The following is an 18,528-nucleotide window of genomic DNA, read 5'->3' as shown; positions in this document are numbered from 1 at the left end:
GGAGAATTGCTGCGCCCCTCCGTCCGAACGCAAACGGGCGACCCTTGGGCCGCCCGTTTCGTTTTTGCGGGGCCTTCCATTCCGTCTAGCCGAGCTTCTTCGCCAGCAACTGATTGACCAGTCCCGGATTGGCCTTGCCCTTGGATTTTTTCATGACCTGGCCGACAAAAAAGCCGGTCAGCTTCTTGTCTCCGCCCTTGTATCGTTCCACTTCCGACGGATTTTCGGCGAGAACCTCGTCCACCAGGCTCTCGATGGCCGAAGTGTCCGAAATCTGCACCAGGCCCTTGGCTTTGACGTAGGCCTCGGGATCGCCGCCGGTTTCGAACAGCTCCTTGAACACGCCCTTGGCGATGGTTCCGCTCACAAGTCCGTCATCGACCAATTTGACCAGCCGGGCCAAATCTTCCGGACGGAGCTTGCACTCGGCCAGAGTCACGCCGCGGTCGTTCAACTCGCGCATGACCTCGCCCATAACCCAGTTCGAAATCTTCTTGGGCTCGTTGTAGGTCGCAAGCGCGGTCTCAAAATAGTCGGCCACCTCCTTCTCCGCCGTCAGGACCAGGGCGTCGTACCCAGGCAGCCCGAGCGCTTCCTGGAAGCGACGGCAGCGGGCCTCCGGCAGCTCCGGCAGCTCGCCCCGCCATTTCTCCATCCACTCTTCCTCGACAATGAGGGGCAAGAGATCCGGATCCGGGAAGTAGCGATAGTCGTGGGCCTCCTCCTTGCCGCGCATGGAGCGGGTCACGCCCTTGGCCGCATCAAAGAGCCTGGTCTCCTGCACAACTTTCTCCCCGTCCTCGACCAGATCGATCTGGCGCTCCACCTCGTACTCTATTGCCCGCAGAATGTTGCGAAAGGAGTTCATGTTCTTGAGTTCCGCGCGGGTTCCGAACTCTTCCTGCCCGCGGGGGCGGACGGAAACGTTGGCATCGCAGCGAAAGCTTCCTTCTTCCAGATTGCCGTCGCAGATGCCGAGGTACACCAGAATGGCGCGCAGGCTCTTCAGGTAGGCCACGGCCTCCTCGGCGGAGCGCATGTCCGGCTCGCTCACGATTTCAATGAGCGGCACTCCGGCGCGGTTCAGATCCACGTAAGATGCGTTGTCCGTGGAAGAATGGATGTTCTTGCCCGCGTCATTCTCCATGTGGATGCGGGTGATGCCGATGCGCTTTTCGCCCTTCTCCGTGTGGATGACGATGTGCCCGTGCTCGGCCACCGGCAGCTCGAACTGCGATATCTGGTAGCCCATGGGCAGGTCGGGATAAAAATAGTTCTTGCGCGCGAAAAGCGAACGGCGATTGACGGTGCAATCCACGGCCATGGCCATCTTGACCGCGTATTCCACGGCCCGGGCGTTCAGGACGGGCAGCTGGCCTGGCATCCCCGTGCAGACCGGACAGGTGTTCTCATTGGGGCCGGCCCCGAACAGGGTCGAACAGGAACAGAATATCTTGCTGCTGGTCTTAAGCTGGGCATGTACTTCAAGGCCGATGACCACTTCGTAATCGCGCATACTGGCTCCTTCCCGCGTCAGCCCGCGACAGGCTTTGCGGCATACAATTCCGGATTGAGGGCCGGATCGTTATACATTTTGCACTGAAAATAAACCTTCGGGCTCTTCACGCCCCGGGCGTAGTCGTCGATCAGTTCCAGGATGGACTGAGAGAGGTCCCGGTGCTGGGCTTCAAGCAGGGCGAGCTTGCCCCGGCAGCTCTCAAGATGCCCGGCGTCCACGTCCATGCGATCGGTCTGTTCGCGCATGTGAAAAATCTTGAGGCTCAGGATGGAGAGGCGGTCCAGAGCCGCACCCAGCGTCTCGGTATTGAAGCGGCGCGACTCCTCAGGCAGATCCTTCTGTGCGGCAAAGGCGCCCACGACGCGCACCAGCCAGGCATCGACCTGCTCCATGAGGTCGTTGCGCTGCTGGTTGAGGCCGTCGATCTCGCGCTTGCAGCCGGTGATGACACTGGCGTCCACATCCTTGCGCCGGGCTCTGTCCTCGACATGCCAGAGCAGAAAATTCTTCAGATGCTGGCGCAGAACGAGCTCCACCAGTCCGTCGCCTGGACGCGCCGGGAGGTCTGCCGGAGCGTCCTCCTCATGCCACAGGGCGACGCTCGCGAGCTGCGCCGTCCAGGCCTGATGCAAAAGGTCCTTCAAGGTCTGGGGGTCCATGGGCTGCATGATTATTCCTTTTTCTTGAGCAGAAGATAGACGCGGCTCGTGGCCTGCAGATGCCCGGCCAGAAATTCGGCCCTCTGCCCCGCGCCGCAGAAAAGATCCAGGCGGCTGCCCTTGATGGCCCCGCCACGGTCCTGGGCCAATCCCAGAAACGCCGTCCGTGTCTCCGTGCCGTCCGCATCCGGAAGCACGGCATCCACAGCCAGGATACTGCCGAGCGGCAGAAAGGCAGAATCAGTAGCCATGCTGACCATTGGCGTCAATGTTCGCCCCATGGCTCCGAGCGGCCCGTCTTGCGCCAACCGGAAAAAGACGTAGCTCGGGTTGGTGTTCAAGAGTACCGAAACCTCATGCGGATGCTCGCGCAGATAGGCCCGGATGCGCTGCATGGACATTTCCTCGGCCGGGACAAGTCCGCGCTCGATCATGACCTTGCCCAGGGAAACGTACTCGTGCCCGTTCTTACCCGCGTACAGGACATGACGCACCGAGCCGTCCGGCAGATTCAACCGGCCCGAGCCCTGCACCTGCAAAAAAAAGACGTCCACGAGATCCCGGGTCCAGGCGATGGGAGTCTCCTTCGAAGTCAGGGCGCCCAGCTCATCGATCTCCTCTCGCGAATGGTAGGGCGCGATGCCGTTTTCATCCAGGCGGTACGTCAGCCGCTGCCCCTTCCAGCGTGGGTGGAATAACCCCAGGTCGACGCTGCGCAGATCGGCCGGGAGCCCGTATATGGGTACCGGAAAACGCGGGTCCGGCTCAAGGCTGCCCTCCATCCACGGCTCGTAGTAGCCGGTCATGAGCGGTTCCGGTCTTACTTCGATCCATCGGAACTCCCGGGTCAGGAGGTCCGGGTCCTGCGCAAGGCCAGGGATGAGCGTACGCAGGTGCTCCAGAGAATCCCCAAGCTCCCCCCATGTGCACGCCGGGCCGTCCGCGCCAAAGGGCTTGCCATCCGCGGGCCGGGTCAGCACGTAGGCCAGTGAGTGCCCGATGGCGCGAGTCAGCGCGGCCGGATCGCTGGCTGCAGTGCTTGCCACCCGCGCCGCAAGATCTCTCCCGGGAGCCTGCTCCACGAGCATGGGCTGCCTGGGAGCCACGGCGCAGGCGCAGAGCAGCGCCAGACACAGACATGCCGCAAAAAGTCTCCTCACAGGCTGCGCCCCTTGTCCGTGATGCGCGCATCGAAATACTTGCCCACCCCGTACTCCATGCGCCTGAAGAAGCGCTTGGGATCCGGGCCGATGATCTGCATTTCGGGATGCTTTTGCTGCATTTCAAGAGCGATGTTCATCTCCTTGGTGCAGCCCGTGGAAAATGTCGAATCCTTGCCGTGCCATTCCGCAGGGACCGCCTCGCCCGTCAGTTCGAAGCTGGTCTCGATGTCGCCAACGGTCTGGAACCGCCAGACATCAATGAACCCGCTGCGCTGGACCCTCTCCCACATGTACATCAGGTCGTCCCCGTCCATCCCATCGACGAAATGCTCGGCCGGGTTGATGATCAGAAGGTTGGCGTGCTTGGACCGCAAATGGGACACAAAAGTGTTCACGACACCCAGGGCGACCTTGGTCTGCCCCGGGATGCTGCCGATGATGGCGCTGTAGAACATGACCTGGCGGCCCATTCCCCGAGCCGTTCGCATCTGCGCGATGATGGCGTCGGACTGGGCCACGATCTGGGATTCGGTGATTTTGGTCACACGCGACGATTTTTCCTTGAAACGGACCTGATCCAGCCCATCCCGGTCTCTATACAGACAGAGAATGTCGCGCGTGAAGAGGTGGGAGTTCTTGATCAGCCTGCGATGATGGGGAAAGTCCTTGGCAATGATCAGGTCCGCCTCTTTCCAGGAGCGGGCGAAAGTCACGCTGGTACGCCACAGGTTGAGCCGCTCGCGGGTACCGTCGGAGATGACCAGGAGCGAGCTCTCACGCTGGACGCGTAAAAGCTCGTTTTTGCTCATGCGGCTGTTTTCCACAAAAAGAGCCTCGCCCAGGGCGTCCTGCAGGGCCTTGTCATGCTCAACATCCCAAATCGCGGTGCTGTCCAGGCAATAGCCTTCCTTCAGGGCCAGGATGACCTTGTGCCCCAGGCGGATCAGCACGCGGATGAGGCGCAGATCGAAGATGATCCCGCCGCTGCTGCCGGGCAGATAGAGAATCTTGAGCTTTTTCTGTTCGCTGGATGGGCCCATGATTCTGGTCATTATCTCGGCGAATTCGGGCCACGGAGCGCAAATCTCGTCGAAAAACGCGGCGTCTTCGTGGACCATGCCCGGCTTATCCCAGATCTGTGAACGCAGCGACAGTCGGCAGAGGCGGGCCATCTCCAGCAGTTCAAGTTCCCAGCGCAGGTGTTTGATGGAGGAACAGCCCAAGTTTGATTCGGGGCAGGCGTAAAGACTTCGGTTCATGTCCGGGCTGTTCATGAAATCCAGGGCACGTTTGTTGGCCTGGCGCTTTTCCTTGCGTTGCGGGTCGTGAACCCCGCTCATGGCCATGAAGATGGTCATGAGCTGCTTCAAAAATCGTGAAGGGATGAGAAACGGGGCATGGAGCACCTGCCGGACCTTGTGCCTGGACAGGGCGAAAATCTTGCGCCGGGTGTAGCGGTCCTTGATGTTGATGCGCGCCAGATGCACCAGTATGCGCCATTTCTCCCGGTACTCCTGCCGCAGGGTCGAAGAGAGGCGGGTGTGCAGCAGGTTCTCGAACATCTCGTCCGAACAGGGCACGAAGACCTGATCGTCATCGACGTCGACCATGAAACGCAGTTGTTCCTGCTGGGCGTTCTCCGCCGGGTTGACCGTGGGCTCGATATTGTTTTCGGTCATGAAATGCAGCAGCCAGGCGTCAAGATATGGGTCCCGGCCGTAACGCAGTTCACGTACTGAAGTAAAATCCGGCAATTTGGACATCAAAACTCCCGTATGTCTGATGGGCAAGGGGCTACATGTTCGCCGAGGAAAAGACTTGCTTTTATCGCAAGATCGCCCGGTAAATTGGCCTGTAAACCATCCTCGGTCAAGCGCCGGCTTCTCGTGCCGGGGACCAGCCCGAGCGGGTCTTTGAATCCGAAAATCCCAGGCCTTTTAAAACAAAAAGGCGCACGGACTTCACGCCCGTGCGCCTTTCGGCATTTCGCCCGTCAAAAATCAGTTTCCGCCGCTGATCAAAAAGCCCTTGGTGGAAGGACCGGTGGAGGCGGAGGTGCCCGCGATCTTGGAGAGATAGGTATCTCCAAGGGTATCGATATGTGTGCCCACGTTCTCGAAATAGTTCATATGGGCCTGCTCTTCCTCGACGATGGTCTCGAAGAGCTTGGCGCTGATGGCATCGCCATTGTCGCGGCAGATCAGCAGGAACTGGCTGTAGATGTCGATGGTGTCGTCTTCCAGCGTCGCGTCGTAGGGGTAGATGGAGCGCACATCCTGAGCTTTTTTCAGGTCGCCCTCGTAGGAAGTGGCCGGCTCGCCGCCAAGCTCCTTGACGCGCTCGGCGAACATCTCGGCGTGACGCATCTCGTCAATGGCGATGAGCTTCATCTTGGCGGCCAACTCGCCGTAGTCCATGCTGTCCAGGCCGTAATGCTGGTTCATGTACTGGGTAATGGCGAAAAGTTCCATGGAGCGAGCCTGGTTCAATACGTCGATGACCTTCGCCCTGCGTTCTTCTTTGGGAAGTCTTTCAGTCATGGTTTTCTCCTGAAATATTTGAGGTTCGTTGCTTCAACAAAAGGTGCAGACCATGTTTAGCAAAGACCGGGGCCGCGGGGCAAGTCATTTCAAAACCGAATTCATCTCCCCCGCCCCTTGAACCTCCGCCGACAGAGGAGTAAGCAACCACTCTTTCCAGCGCATCACGCATCACGCATCACGCTTATAACGCAAAGGAACTGCCCATGCTCGTCTACGCCAAACTCGTCGGCTCCGTCTTTTTCTGGGGCGCGACCTGGATCTCCGGCCGGGTCCTGGCTCAGGACATGGGACCGTTCTCCGCCGCCCTGCTGCGCTTCGTGACCGCTTCGATTTTTCTTTTCCTGTGGTCCTGGCACGCAGGGCATGGTTTTCCGCGCTTGCCCAAAAAGGAGATTCTGCCCGTTGCCTTTCTCGGTCTGACCGGCATCTTCCTCTACAACGCCTTTTTCTTTACGGGCCTTCAGACCGTACCGGCCGGACGGGCGGCGCTGATCATCGCCTCTGTGCCTGTGGTCATCGGGATCATGGCGACGATCTTCCTGGGAGACAAGCTCACCTGGGGAAAAATCCTGGGCACCCTGCTGTCACTTACCGGGGCCAGCGTCGTCCTCTCCGGAGGAAATCCCCTGAGCCTCTTTCACGGCGGCCTATCGCGCGGAGACCTCATGATCCTCGGCTGCGTCGGCGCCTGGACCGCTTATTCCCTGGCCGGCAGCCGGGTCATGCGCAGACTCGATCCGCTCCTGACGGTGACCTGGTCATGCCTGCTGGGCACCCTCATGCTCATCGGCCCGGCCCTGAGCCACGGACTGCTGGCGGACATCGGGCGGGCGGGGCTGGTGGACTGGGGCAACATCCTTTTTCTAGGCGTGATCGCCACGGGCGTAGCCTTCACCTGGTACTACGCCGGAATCCGGGCCATCGGCCCGGCCAGGGCCGGGATCTTCATCAACCTGGTGCCGGTTTTTGCCATCGCCATGGGCTACATCATTCTGGACGAACCCGTGACCTCCTCACTTTTAAGCGGCGGGGCCATGGTCATCTCCGGAGTGTATCTGGCCAATCGCCCTTCTTCCTGAGGCGAAAGAACGGGGCTTCGAATCGCCAAGGACATCAACTGAAGCAGAATTCGACGCAACGCGAAAGGGTCATGACAGGAACCTAGTCCTTGTCATGACCCTTTTTTTCCCGAGGACGTTCACGGGAGCCTATAGCCGGAGAGTTCAGCCGGACTGAACTGAGCGCATGGACAACCCGATGCGCCTGCGTTTGGCGTCCACCTCCAGCACCGAGACCTGCACCTGCTGACCGGCCCGCACCACCTCGCCGGGATCGCTGACGTAGCGATCGGCCAGGTTGCTGATGTGCACCAGCCCGTCCTGGTGCACCCCCACGTCCACGAAGGCCCCAAAACGCGTCACGTTGGTGACGATGCCCGGCACGGTCATGCCCGGATGCAGGTCGGCGATGTCGTGCACGTCGGCGAAGCGGAAAACCTGGAAGGCAGGGCGCGGGTCACGGCCCGGCTTCTCCAGTTCGGCCAGGATGTCGCGCAGGGTCGGCAGGCCCACCTCGGCGTCCACGTAGCGGGCCGGGTCGATGCCTCGCCGGACCTCGGGATTTTTCAGCAGTTCCGCCACGGTGCAGCCCGCGTCCTTGGCCATGCGCCCCACCAGGGCGTAGCGCTCGGGGTGGATGGCGCTGCCGTCGAGAGGGTTCTTCCCGTCACGGACGCGCAGGAATCCCGCGCACTGCTCGAATGCCTTGGGGCCCAGGCGCTTGACCTTGAGGAGCCCCTTGCGGTCCGCGAAAGGCCCGTTCTCGCGGCGGTGCTCGACGATGTTTCCAGCCAGGACCGGGCCCAGGCCGGAGACATGGGCCAGCAACTCCGGGCTGGCCGTGTTCACGTCCACGCCGACCTGGTTGACGCAGGACACGACCACGTCGCCAAGGCTCTTCTTCAGGGCCGTCTGGTCCACGTCGTGCTGGTACTGGCCGACACCGATGGACTTGGGGTCGATCTTGACCAGTTCGGCCAGCGGGTCCATGAGCCTGCGGCCAATGGACACCGATCCACGGTAGGTCAGGTCCAGGTCCGGGAATTCCCGGCGCGCGATCTCCGAGGCCGAATAGACCGAGGCCCCGGCTTCGTTGACCAGAATCACATCCACATCGACGGGCAGGTTCAGGCCCCGCACAAAAGTTTCGGTTTCGCGGCCGCCCGTGCCGTTGCCCACGGCAATGGCCTGCACGCGGTGGCTCTTGACCAGCGCGGTGATGACCCGCCCCGCCTCTTCGGCCTGCCCCTTGCCGCCGACGGGAAAAATCGTCTGCCAGTGCAGGAGGTTCCCCTGCTCATCGAGACAGACGAGCTTGGCGCCCGTGCGCAGCCCCGGGTCCAGGGCCAGGATGCGGCGCGGGCCCAGCGGCGGGGCCAGCAGCAGCTCGCGCAGGTTGGCGGCGAACACGCCGATAGCCTCGGCGTCGGCCCTGGCCTTGAGTTCGCCCCAAAGTTCCGTTTCAAGCGAGGGGGCCAGCAGGCGGGAATACCCATCCGCCACAGCCTCCTGTACCACTGCCCCGCAAGGGCCCTTAGGGATGAGAAAAAGTCTGGCCAGACCGCTTAAGGCCTGATCCTGGTCGGGACGCAGGGACAGGGAGAGGATCTTCTCGCGCTCGCCGCGCAGCATGGCCAGGATGCGGTGCCCCGGAGCCGTGCGGGCGGTCTCGCGCCAGTCGAAATAATCGCGGTACTTCTCGCCTTCCTCGGTCTTGCCCTTGCGCACGGCCGAGGCGATGACGCCCCCCGACGCAAAAAGCCTGCGCATACCCTCGCGGCAGCGCCGATCCTCGCTCATGATTTCGGCGATGATATCCTGTGCGCCAGCCAGCGCGCTCTGAACGTCCGGCACATCCAACTCGGCGTTCACGAACCCGGCAGCAGCAGACTGGGGATCGATCTTCCCGGCCAGAATGGCCTGCGCCAGAGGCTCAAGCCCCCTCTCCCTGGCCATGGTCGCCCGGGTTCGTTTCTTGGGCCTGTACGGTAGATACACGTCTTCCAGCTCGGCCAGGGTGGGGGCCTGCCTGACCGCCTGACCAAGGGTGTCGGTCAGGAGCCCCCGTTCGGTCAGGCTGCCGAGGATGGCCTCGCGGCGTTTGTCGAGCTCGCGCCCGGCCTCCAGCGCGTCGCGCACCTTCTGGATGGCCACCTCGTCGAGCCCTCCGGTGCGCTCCTTGCGGTAGCGGGCGATGAAGGGCACCGTGCCGCCTTCGTCAAGCAAAGCCGCGACGCTTTCGACCTGTCCCCTGGAAATGGCGCTGGCTGCGCTTACGCGCTGATATATATCGGTTTCAGACATGTGTCTCTCCCTTTGGTTTGGTGCGTGGAAGGAGCATCCGCTGCGGTGCAGGACGGTCTCCCCCGTGTCGACAGAAAATACTTCCCGGTGTACCCGATGCCATGCGACGACGGCATGAATATCGAAAAACCTTTAATCAGGAGGCATGACCATGAACGCACGGGAAAACCTCATCAGAAAAGGCAACGACCTCCAGCCGCCCCAGGCCAGCATACTGGGCATTGGCGGGAGTCCCAGAAAAGGCGGGAACTCCGATACCCTGCTCAGGTTCATGATTGAAGGAGCCCGCAAACACAAGATCGAGGCCCATGGCCTGCACCTGCGCGACGTGAGCTTCCAGGGCTGTGTCGGCTGCGAGCGGTGCAGGAAAGACAAGATCTGCACCGGGCTCACGGACGGCATGTCGTTTTTGTACCCGGACATCCTCGATTCCCGGGGGCTCATCCTCGTCTCGCCCACGCACAACTACAATGTCACGGCCTGGATGAAGGCCTTCATCGACCGCCTTTACTGCTTTTACAACTTCGACCGCGAGTGCCCCCGGGGCTGGTCCAGCCGCCTGGCGGGCCAGGGCCGCAAGGCCGTCATCGGAGCCATCTGCGAGCAGGTGGACGAGCGGGACATGGGCTTTACCGTCGACGCCATGCGTCTGCCTCTGGAAGCCCTGGGATACGAGATTGTCGGTGTGCTGCCGGTGTTCAAGGTGTTCGAAAAAGGCAAGGTCAAGGAAGACAACGAGGCACTCATCCGGGCCGAGCAGCTCGGGTCGGACCTGGCCGAAGCCCTGCTGCGCTGAAGGCCGGCGCATGACCAAGCCTGAGTGCCAAATCATCAACCGCGGAAAAATTGCTATGCTGCATCACCCCATGCGCCGCAGGAAGAACGAGATCACCGATCCCGCGCAAATGCGGGACATCATCCGAAAAAGCCCGGTCATGCGCCTGGCCCTGTGCCTCGACGGCGCGCCCTACGTCATCCCCCTGTCCCACGGGTACGACGGGGAACACATCTATTTCCACTGCGCCCCCGAAGGCCTCAAGACTGACATCCTGACTAAAAACCCCCGCGTCTGCGGTCTCTTCGAGGCACAGGCGGAGCTCAGGCGCAAGGGTGACGGCCCCTGCAACTGGGGCTTCGATTACGCCACTGTCATCATCCACGGTTCGGTCACCAGGGTCGTCGACCCTGAGGCCAAACTCGCCGCCCTGCAGATCATCACGGAAAATTACGCCACGGACGCCCCGCGAGTTCCCGAAAAAAAAATCGGCGGTGTTGATGTGTGGAAAATCGAGGTGCTTGAAATGACGGGCAAAAAATCTTTTTCCTGAAAATGGTCCACCTGGGTGCGTGCCCTGCACGAATCAAGGCCTTGGAAGACGACTTACGAACCGGGCTGGCGGATTACCAGCCCGCCTCACGCCAACCCTTCAGAAGCCCGAAGCATCCGGCCAGCATCATGTCCCCGCCCGGAGCGAGGAACTCCACCTTGGCGTCGGCCAGCAGGGCCCGCCGGGGGCCCAGCACCACAATGCGCCGGAATCCTTCCGGCAGGTCCGGCACGGTCACGCAGCCGTGTCCGCCGTCATCGAAGACCTCCTGATTATCAAGCTCCCCACGCCGAAACCGGGCCAGATGATCCAGGAGCTTGGTCTCGTCCAGATGCCCGGTATGATGCTCGTACACGCCCAGGACCTTTTGCCCGAGCACGAGAAAGGCAATGGTGTGACTGTTGCCGACATTGAGCACGAGCACGCCGTCCGTGGCGGCCGTCCGGGCAACGCCGGGATCGAAGAGAGCCCCGAGCAGGGCCGCGGAACCCGTATCGGCCACCAGTCCCACGCCGATGGAACGACGCAGGCATTGCAGCCGGGTCATCTCCTCCGGCGGATCGGCGTAAAGCAGCCGCGAAAATTCACCGCCATCCTCGTTCATGAAGCGTTCCCAGTACGCGAACCGCGAAATGCGGTTGCTCTTGCCGGGATGAAAGCCGTGGTCCTGCACACAGGCCAGGACGAGATCGGGCTGCGAGAGGCCTGCGTGTTGCAGCAGGCCGCGCCAGAAGCCGGGATCGAAATCCGTCAGAAGCACCTGGGATGCCGAGAGCGGCGGAACCGAAGTGATGTCGATGCCGTGCCCGCGCACCTGATCCAGATCGTCCCCCAGGGCCAGCGCCGCGTCAGGATGCGCGAAGACCTTGAACCCGGCGTCCTGATGGGCCTTGACCGCCCGCCAGAATCCGCCGCCCATGTTCTGGCCGTGCAGATAGATGTCGCGCCCGGCGGCTGTCAGTTCCCGAATGCGGGCCGCCACGTTCCGGGCTGGCGAGGGCAGGATGAACTTGGGGCAGTTCTCCAGCTCCAGGCCTTCCTGGTACAACAGAACGTCCTGGGTGCCGCTGCCGATGTCGAGAATGAGACAGGTCTTGGCTGTCATGCCGATGCTCCTTGAAATGTTCGTCCGCTTCCACGACGCGCGGTGCGCCAGAAAGAGGCGTCCGTGTTCGTGGCCAAAGCAAGCCGAGTTAGTCTGTTTCGGTCTCAAGGTCCAGAAATGAAGCCGCGCCTTGGGCCCGGATTCTTCCTGGCGTCAAAAAAGAGCCCAAAAAAAAGGCCGGCCCCGGCATGGTCTGCCGAAGCCGGCGGATCGGATTCGATCACGCTATCTAGAGTTCAAAGCCAAGGGTGCCGTCCAGTTCATCCACCACCACTTTCTGCCCGTCATGCAGTCGGCCGGCGATGATCTCCCGGGCCAGCGGCGTCTCGAGATGATGCTGCAGGTATCTGAGCAGCGGCCGCGCGCCATAGACGGGGTCATAGGCTTCGCGGGCGACGAACTCCTTGGCCCTTTCGGTCAGCTCAAGGGTGATCTTGCGATCGTCCAGACGTGCCTGCAGGTTGCCCAGAAGCAGCTCGATGATGCGCTTGATCTGTTCGATGAGAAGCGGCTTGAAGAGCACGATCTCATCCACCCGGTTCAGGAACTCGGGCCGGAAGTGCCCACGCAGCACGCCCATGACCCCTTCACGAACGCCCTCACGCAGTTCCCCGGTTTCGCTGATTCCATCCAGCAGCATGGGCGAACCGATGTTCGAGGTCATGATGATGATCGTGTTCTTAAAATCCACGGTGCGGCCGTGACTGTCGGTCAGGCGGCCGTCGTCGAGGATCTGCAGGAGCACGTTGAAGACGTCCGGATGGGCCTTCTCGATCTCGTCGAAGAGCACCACGCTGTAGGGCTTGCGCCGCACGGCCTCGGTCAGCTGGCCGCCCTCGTCGTAGCCGATGTAGCCGGGAGGGGCGCCGATAAGGCGCGCCACGGTGTGCTTCTCCATGTATTCGCTCATGTCGAGGCGGACCATGTTCTCTTCGGTGTCGAAAAGGCTTTTCGCCAGGGTCTTGCACAGCTCGGTCTTGCCCACGCCCGTGGGCCCCAGGAACATAAAGGAACCGATGGGCCGCTGCGGGTTCTTGAGGCCCGCCCGGGCGCGCAGCACCGCGTCGGCCACGGCCTGCACGGCCTCGTCCTGGCCGATGACGCGCTCGTGGAGGATGTCGCCGAGCTTCAGAAGCTTCTCGCGCTCCCCTTCGACCAGCTTGACCACGGGGATGCCCGTCCATTTTGAGATGATGGCCGCGATGTCGTCGGGACCGACCTCTTCCCGCAGCAGCCTTTGTTCGCCGTCATGTCCGCCCGAGAGCGTCTCGAGCTTGCGCTCGAGTTCGATGAGACGGCTGTACTTGAGTTCGGCCGCCTTGTTCAGGTCGTATTCGCGCTCGGCCTTGGCGATGGCTTCCTTGGTCGCCTCCAGGTCCTTCTTGAGCTGGCTGATTTCGTCGATGCCGCTCTTTTCCCGCTCCCATTGCGCCTTGAGGCCCGTCTGGGTCTCCTTGAGCTCGGCCAGTTCCTTTTCGAGCCGCTCCAGCCGTTCGCGTGACGCGGCGTCGGTTTCGCGGCGCAGGGCCTCGCGCTCGATCTCCAGCTGCATGGCCTTGCGATTGATCTCGTCAAGTTCCGTGGGCAGGGAGTCGATCTCGGTGCGGATCATGGCCGCAGCCTCGTCGATGAGGTCGATGGCCTTGTCGGGGAGCTGGCGGTCCGCGATGTACCGACTGGACAGTGTCACGGCGGTGACCAGGGCCGAATCGGAAATGCGCACCCCGTGATGGACCTCAAAGCGCTCTCTGAGGCCACGCAGGATGGAGATGGCGTCCTCGACGCTGGGCTCTTCCACCAGCACCGGCTGGAAACGGCGCTCCAGGGCCGGGTCCTTCTCGATGTACTTGCGATACTCGTCCAGGGTGGTGGCGCCGATACAGTGCAGTTCACCGCGCGCCAGCATGGGTTTGAGCAGGTTGCCCGCGTCCATGGCGCCCTCGGTCTTGCCCGCGCCGACGATGGTGTGCAGCTCGTCAATGAAGAGGATGACGCGGCCTTCGGACTTCTGGACCTCTTTCAATACGGCCTTGAGGCGTTCCTCGAATTCGCCGCGATACTTGGCCCCAGCGATGAGCGCGCCCATATCGAGGGCGAAGATGGTCTTGTCTTTGAGGCCCTCTGGCACGTCCTTGTTCAGGATGCGCTGGGCCAGCCCCTCGACGATGGCCGTCTTGCCCACGCCCGCTTCGCCGATCATGACGGGATTGTTCTTGGTACGCCGGGACAGGATGCGGATGCAGCGCCGGATCTCGGAGTCGCGTCCGATAACAGGGTCGAGCCTGCCCTTGCGAGCGTCCTCGACCAGATCGCGTCCGTATTTCTTGAGCGCGTCGTAGGTTTCCTCGGGATTATCGGATGTGACCCGCTGGTTGCCCCGCACCTCGGCCAGCACGGCCAGAACCTTGTCCTTGGTCAGCCCGAACTGGCGCAGCACCACGGCGATGGGGCCCGTTCCGGGCTTTTCCAGGATGGCCAGGAGCACATGTTCCACGCTGACATATTCGTCCTGCATCTTCTTGGCCAGATCCTGGGCCGCGAGCATGATCTCGTTCATACGCTGAGTGACGTATATCTGTCCGGGCTGGGCACCGGGGCCGCTGACGCGCGGCATCTTGCCCAGCTCCTGGTCCAGGGCGGAAGCCAGGGCACGGACATCGCAACCGGCCCTTTCCAGCAGACGCGGGACCAGGCCCTTCTCCTGTCCGACTAGGGCGCGGAAAAGATGATCCGCGTCAACCTGCTGGTGTCCCAGGCGAATGGCAACGGCCTGAGCCTCGGACACGGCTTCCTGTGATTTTTGTGTAAATTTGCTTAAATCCATGAGATTCCTCCCCTTATCTGCGTCGTCAAATCCGATTCGACAGACCGCGCAGTCGCCCTTCCAAATGATCGATGCGTTCCAGCAGATCGACAATGATGGTCCCTGCCACCGGGCTCAGCTCAAAATCGGCGCACAGTCGCCTGTACTTTCGACCACGCAGCACATCCATGCGCACAAACAGGAATTCCTGTTGAGCCGTTGTGGAAGGAACGAGCCATTCCATGCGCACAAGTTCCAAAAGTGTTTCTTCGGTAAGGCCGGTCAACTCGAGAAACTCCCTCGTGCCGATGCGCTCGGAAGTCGCTGGAAGTCCATGTTCGTGAATCTGCACAAATGTCATTCCCTGCTCCTACCTGACCTGAAATGTGGATATTGCGGACAGTTCGCTCCAGAGTTCGCGTTCCCGATCCGTCAAGGTCTTGGGTGACCGGATTGAGATGCGCACGAACTGGTCGCCCTGACTCTCGCCCTTGCCCAGGCCCTTGCCCGCCAGACGGAGCTTTTGCCCGCTGCTCAGACCCGCCGGGATGTTCATGTCCACGGGACCGTCCAGGGTCGGAATGCGCACCGAGCAACCCAGAACCGCTTCCCATGGAGCCAAGCGCAGATCGTAGATAACATTAACGCCTTCTAGCCGGAACAGAGGATGCTCGGCGATGGAGACCTGCAGCAGCAGATCCCCCGACGGCCCGCCGCCCATTCCGGGTGAGCCTTGCCCCGAGAGGCGGATCTTGGCTCCGTCCTTCACTCCAGCCGGGATGTTGATCTCCAGGGTCTTGGACTGCAGGTTCGGCATGCCGTCGGCGCCACGAACCTGCTCCTGCAGGGTGATGGACTTGAGGCCGCCGCGATAGGCTTCCTCCATGCTCAGGGTCAGGCGTACCTCTGCATCGCGGCCCTTGCTACGCATGGTCCGCCCGAAAGGATCTCCGCCAAAACGACTGCCAAAGCCCCCCGACTGGTTGAACCCACCGGCCTGCCCAAAAATAGTTTCAAAGAAATCGCTGAAACCTTCCCCTCCGAATCCTCCTGACCGGAACTGGAAATTCTCGTATCCGGGAGGCGGCTGAAAATTCTGCCCCTCCTTCCAGTTGGGTCCGAGGGAGTCGTAGAGCTTGCGTTTTTCCGGATCCTTCAGAACTTCATAGGCTTCATTGATTTCCTTGAACTTGCCTTCGGCCGCTGGATCGCCCGGATTCAGGTCAGGATGATATTTTCTCGCAAGCTTCTTGAAAGCTTTGCTGACTTCTTCCCGGCTTGCGCCCTTCGTCACTCCGAGCAGATTGTAATAATCTTTATATTCCAAAGTAGTACCACTCCTTATGCTCGAGATGTACGCGAAAGATAATGCGCTTCCCAACCAAGTCAACAATTTGACATAAATTTTCAGATTTGTTCATAGCGCGAAAATTTCGGATTCAACGGTAAAAGTACAAGCCAAAGGGGGCGTCCCAGATACGCCCACAAGTCCTCATCCACAGCTCCCACCCTTTCGGCAAGAACCCTTCTGAAATGGATCTCACGCCTGAGCAGATCATCCAGTTCGGAACAGATCGCACTTACGGACCCACGTTCAGTCTTGGCCAGGCGCAGGGCTTCTTCCACGGAAAAACTTCTTTCATGATCTTCGATGCAGCTCCAAAGTCCCGATTCCCTGTGAACGATGTCTTCGCGGGATAAAGCCGGCTCAGCCATGGCCTCATGGATCGCGGTGGTATCGGCACAAAAAAGTGACCGACATTCAAGAGGACGATGGGCATATAGCGTGCATGATTTTTCCTGCGCCAGGAAATAAACACATTCCCAACCAGTGCCTTTTCCGCGAATCTTCATCAATTCCGAGGTCAGAGGCTGCAAGGATTGGGTTCGTGGATCAAATGCCAACTCCCCACGGCGCAGGCACACAACATCCCTCATGGGAATATGTTCAAGCAAAGCCATATCCGCCTCGTGCAAGGCAGGGCCGCCCTTCTCGCAACACGTTCCGCATCGTTGACATGCATTCATCGCCATTTTCTCTCCGTTTTCTGGAATATCAACCCACTGATCCCTGACTTCCGCGCCCTGCTCATATTCTCGTCCACCTGATTGAGTTAGGTTAGCTTCATGTACAAAACAGTCAATGCCCCGGAAAAGCGAAAAGCCGGACGAGCCGGCTTTTCGAGGATATTTTCGAGATGATTTCAGTAGCTAGTTGTAGAGTTCACTCTCAAGCCACTGCTTCACATCAGCGTTTACGGGATATACGCCCTTGTGGTTGTAAACTTCCTTCATGAACTGGTTGGCCAGTTTCTCGGGAAGCGGCAACACGGCGAGTTCGTCAGCCCCATCTGAGTTGCGGTATAAAAGCGTTACTATCGGCTTTTCATCCCAGGTATTCACGACAAAGTAGTGAGAATGGTCTTCCTTTCCCTTGACCGCGTACTGATAGCCACCGCGATAACCGTTGTTTCCCCATTCCAGATAAATGGCAACCGCATCTTCCGGAGTCATTTCCCAATCGATTATCAGATCCTTGAAAGCTCGTAACTGTCCCATAATTCACCTCCGTTTCTCTTGAGAAGAATTATTAATAACAATTACTGAGAACGTCAAGTGGACTATTTCAATCTGATATCAGGACAAGCCTGTCCGGCATTGCGGTACTGCCTGTAAAGTCGGGCGGCCGCGACGAAATTGCTCGCCCACAGGGGATTTCCCAGGGCATGCATATGCGTATAGCCAGCCAGACAATTTCGATACAAGACGCCATCGTGCCCCTTGGCCATGCCTTGGCCAAGCTCAATCTGAAAAACAAAGGAATCAATGCCGCTGGTATCCACGCAGCGGGAATAGTGAAATTCGTGTCCCGTCAGACGGCTTTGCAGAGGATAGAACGGATTGGCAGTGGCAATGAGCGCGCTCGTGTAACCGTGTCCCTGGGGCTTTTTGAAGACCTTGGTGTCCAGGGGGAAAACGTCAGCCATGGGATATGGGACGCCTTCATAGTGAAGTTCCCGGCTCAGGTACATGAGTCCGCCGCATTCGGCGTACAGCGGCATGCCTTCCTGAACGCGCTCCCTGACCGATTGCCGCATGGAAATGTTTCGTGTCAGGCCCTCGGCCAAGGTCTCGGGAAAACCACCGCCCATATAAACGGCATCAACAGCAGGAATTTCCTGGTCGGTCAGAAGACTGAATTCAACCAATTCGGCGCCGGCGTGGCGCAACGCTTCGAAATTTTCTTGATAATAAAACCAAAGCGCGGCGTCCCGAGCGACTCCGATGCGCACTGGAGAGTTTGTTTGCGGGCATGGATACAGCGGAGCCAGATCCATCTCGACGGCAGGTGCCTGACGCGCGATATTCAGACAGGCATCGAGGTCTGCATGGGTACGCAAAAAAGTGGCCAGCTCTGAAAATGGGTCGCCGCTGTATTCAGCATCGGAAATAAGCCCCATGTGCCGTTCGGGAATGGGATTTTCAGAAAGTTTGGGCAGAACGCCGAGGACCTGCACGTCGGTATACTTCTCGATGGATTGCCGCAGAATTTTTTGATGTCTTCCGCCGGCGGTACGATTCAAGATCACGCCCCGGATGTCCACTTCAGGATCGAACATGGTCAGGCCGAGAATGATGGCTGCCATGGTCCGTGTAACCTTTGTGCAATCGGCCACGACAATGACCGGACACTTAAGCGCTTTAGCAAGCTCTGCAGAAGAGCAGGACCCAAGCACATCCTTGCCGTCATAGAGTCCCCGGTTGCCTTCCAGCAAAGCCAGGTCATAGGATTGCGACCTGGACCAGAAAAGATTCCGAAGCACTTCGGAAGACAATAAAAAAGGATCCAGATTGCTTGTGATGCTGCGGCTGGCTAAACCAAGCCACTTGGCATCAATATAATCTGGACCCTTCTTGAAGGCCTGAACTGTCAGACCTTGCTCTGTGAAGGCGCGTGCCAGCCCCAAGCTGACGATAGTCTTGCCGGAACCGCCACCAAGGCCGGCAACAAGTATCCGAGGACACGTCAGTGAAGAGGCAGGCAT

General features: G+C 60.1%; 16 protein-coding genes. 3 read left to right on the top strand and 13 right to left on the bottom strand.

Annotation, left to right across the window (positions count from 1 at the left end; all coding sequences use genetic code 11):
• Positions 1-85: 85 nt before the first annotated feature.
• The 5 genes from CVU60_09420 to CVU60_09400 all read right to left on the bottom strand — a co-directional run bounded on the left by CVU60_09420 (position 86) and on the right by CVU60_09400 (position 5,881).
• On the bottom strand, positions 86-1,516 hold the full coding sequence (locus CVU60_09420) for an Asp-tRNA(Asn)/Glu-tRNA(Gln) amidotransferase GatCAB subunit B (protein ID PKN41608.1): 1,431 nt from the start codon (positions 1,514-1,516) through the stop codon (positions 86-88).
• A 17-nt stretch (positions 1,517-1,533) separates the two neighbouring features.
• Positions 1,534-2,187: a hypothetical protein gene (locus tag CVU60_09415; protein ID PKN41607.1), complete on the bottom strand. Its 654-nt coding sequence runs from the start codon at positions 2,185-2,187 to the stop codon at positions 1,534-1,536.
• A 2-nt stretch (positions 2,188-2,189) separates the two neighbouring features.
• Positions 2,190-3,338, bottom strand: coding sequence for a transglycosylase (locus CVU60_09410; protein ID PKN41606.1), 1,149 nt, complete (start codon positions 3,336-3,338; stop codon positions 2,190-2,192).
• A complete protein-coding gene (locus tag CVU60_09405; protein PKN41605.1) occupies positions 3,335-5,104 on the bottom strand; it encodes a hypothetical protein in 1,770 nt (589 codons plus the stop codon). The genes CVU60_09410 and CVU60_09405 overlap by 4 nt, the downstream gene beginning before the upstream one ends.
• Before the next feature lie 237 nt (positions 5,105-5,341).
• Positions 5,342-5,881, bottom strand: coding sequence for a bacterioferritin (locus CVU60_09400; GenBank protein ID PKN41604.1), 540 nt, complete (start codon positions 5,879-5,881; stop codon positions 5,342-5,344).
• 206 nt (positions 5,882-6,087) lie between these two features.
• On the opposite strand from CVU60_09400, the gene CVU60_09395 reads away from it, so the two are divergent.
• Positions 6,088-6,963, top strand: coding sequence for an EamA family transporter (locus tag CVU60_09395; GenBank protein ID PKN41603.1), 876 nt, complete (start codon positions 6,088-6,090; stop codon positions 6,961-6,963).
• Positions 6,964-7,107: 144 nt separating this feature from the next.
• On the opposite strand, the gene CVU60_09390 is transcribed toward CVU60_09395, so the two are convergent.
• Positions 7,108-9,246: an RNA-binding transcriptional accessory protein gene (locus CVU60_09390; GenBank protein PKN41602.1), complete on the bottom strand. Its 2,139-nt coding sequence runs from the start codon at positions 9,244-9,246 to the stop codon at positions 7,108-7,110.
• Positions 9,247-9,397: 151 nt separating this feature from the next.
• Here CVU60_09390 and CVU60_09385 point away from each other — a divergent pair, with 151 nt between their 5' ends.
• Both CVU60_09385 and CVU60_09380 read left to right on the top strand, forming a co-directional pair.
• Complete coding sequence (locus tag CVU60_09385) at positions 9,398-10,042, top strand: flavodoxin family protein (protein ID PKN41601.1); 645 nt, start codon at positions 9,398-9,400, stop codon at positions 10,040-10,042.
• A 10-nt stretch (positions 10,043-10,052) separates the two neighbouring features.
• Positions 10,053-10,574, top strand: coding sequence for a pyridoxamine 5'-phosphate oxidase family protein (locus CVU60_09380; GenBank protein PKN41600.1), 522 nt, complete (start codon positions 10,053-10,055; stop codon positions 10,572-10,574).
• 73 nt (positions 10,575-10,647) lie between these two features.
• Here the strand turns inward: CVU60_09380 and CVU60_09375 are convergent, their stop codons facing one another.
• The 7 genes from CVU60_09375 to CVU60_09345 form a co-directional block, all read right to left on the bottom strand.
• Positions 10,648-11,679: a hypothetical protein gene (locus CVU60_09375; GenBank protein ID PKN41599.1), complete on the bottom strand. Its 1,032-nt coding sequence runs from the start codon at positions 11,677-11,679 to the stop codon at positions 10,648-10,650.
• A gap of 229 nt (positions 11,680-11,908) precedes the next feature.
• A complete protein-coding gene (clpB, locus tag CVU60_09370; protein PKN41598.1) occupies positions 11,909-14,503 on the bottom strand; it encodes an ATP-dependent chaperone ClpB in 2,595 nt (864 codons plus the stop codon).
• Positions 14,504-14,528: 25 nt separating this feature from the next.
• Positions 14,529-14,843 carry a MerR family transcriptional regulator gene (locus tag CVU60_09365; GenBank protein PKN41597.1) on the bottom strand — a complete coding sequence of 105 codons (315 nt, stop codon included), beginning with the start codon at positions 14,841-14,843 and terminating at the stop codon, positions 14,529-14,531.
• 9 nt (positions 14,844-14,852) lie between these two features.
• Positions 14,853-15,809 carry a molecular chaperone DnaJ gene (locus tag CVU60_09360; protein PKN41596.1) on the bottom strand — a complete coding sequence of 319 codons (957 nt, stop codon included), beginning with the start codon at positions 15,807-15,809 and terminating at the stop codon, positions 14,853-14,855.
• A gap of 80 nt (positions 15,810-15,889) precedes the next feature.
• On the bottom strand, positions 15,890-16,516 hold the full coding sequence (locus tag CVU60_09355) for a YkgJ family cysteine cluster protein (GenBank protein PKN41595.1): 627 nt from the start codon (positions 16,514-16,516) through the stop codon (positions 15,890-15,892).
• Between the two features lie 177 nt (positions 16,517-16,693).
• Complete coding sequence (locus tag CVU60_09350) at positions 16,694-17,041, bottom strand: hypothetical protein (protein ID PKN41594.1); 348 nt, start codon at positions 17,039-17,041, stop codon at positions 16,694-16,696.
• A gap of 62 nt (positions 17,042-17,103) precedes the next feature.
• Positions 17,104-18,528, bottom strand: a complete 1,425-nt coding sequence (locus tag CVU60_09345) for a cobyrinic acid a,c-diamide synthase (protein PKN41593.1) — start codon at positions 18,526-18,528, stop codon at positions 17,104-17,106.

The organism is Deltaproteobacteria bacterium HGW-Deltaproteobacteria-18 (assembly GCA_002841885.1).
Lineage (GTDB): Bacteria > Desulfobacterota > Desulfovibrionia > Desulfovibrionales > Desulfomicrobiaceae > Desulfomicrobium.
This window is presented reverse-complemented; position numbering and strand designations above follow the sequence as displayed.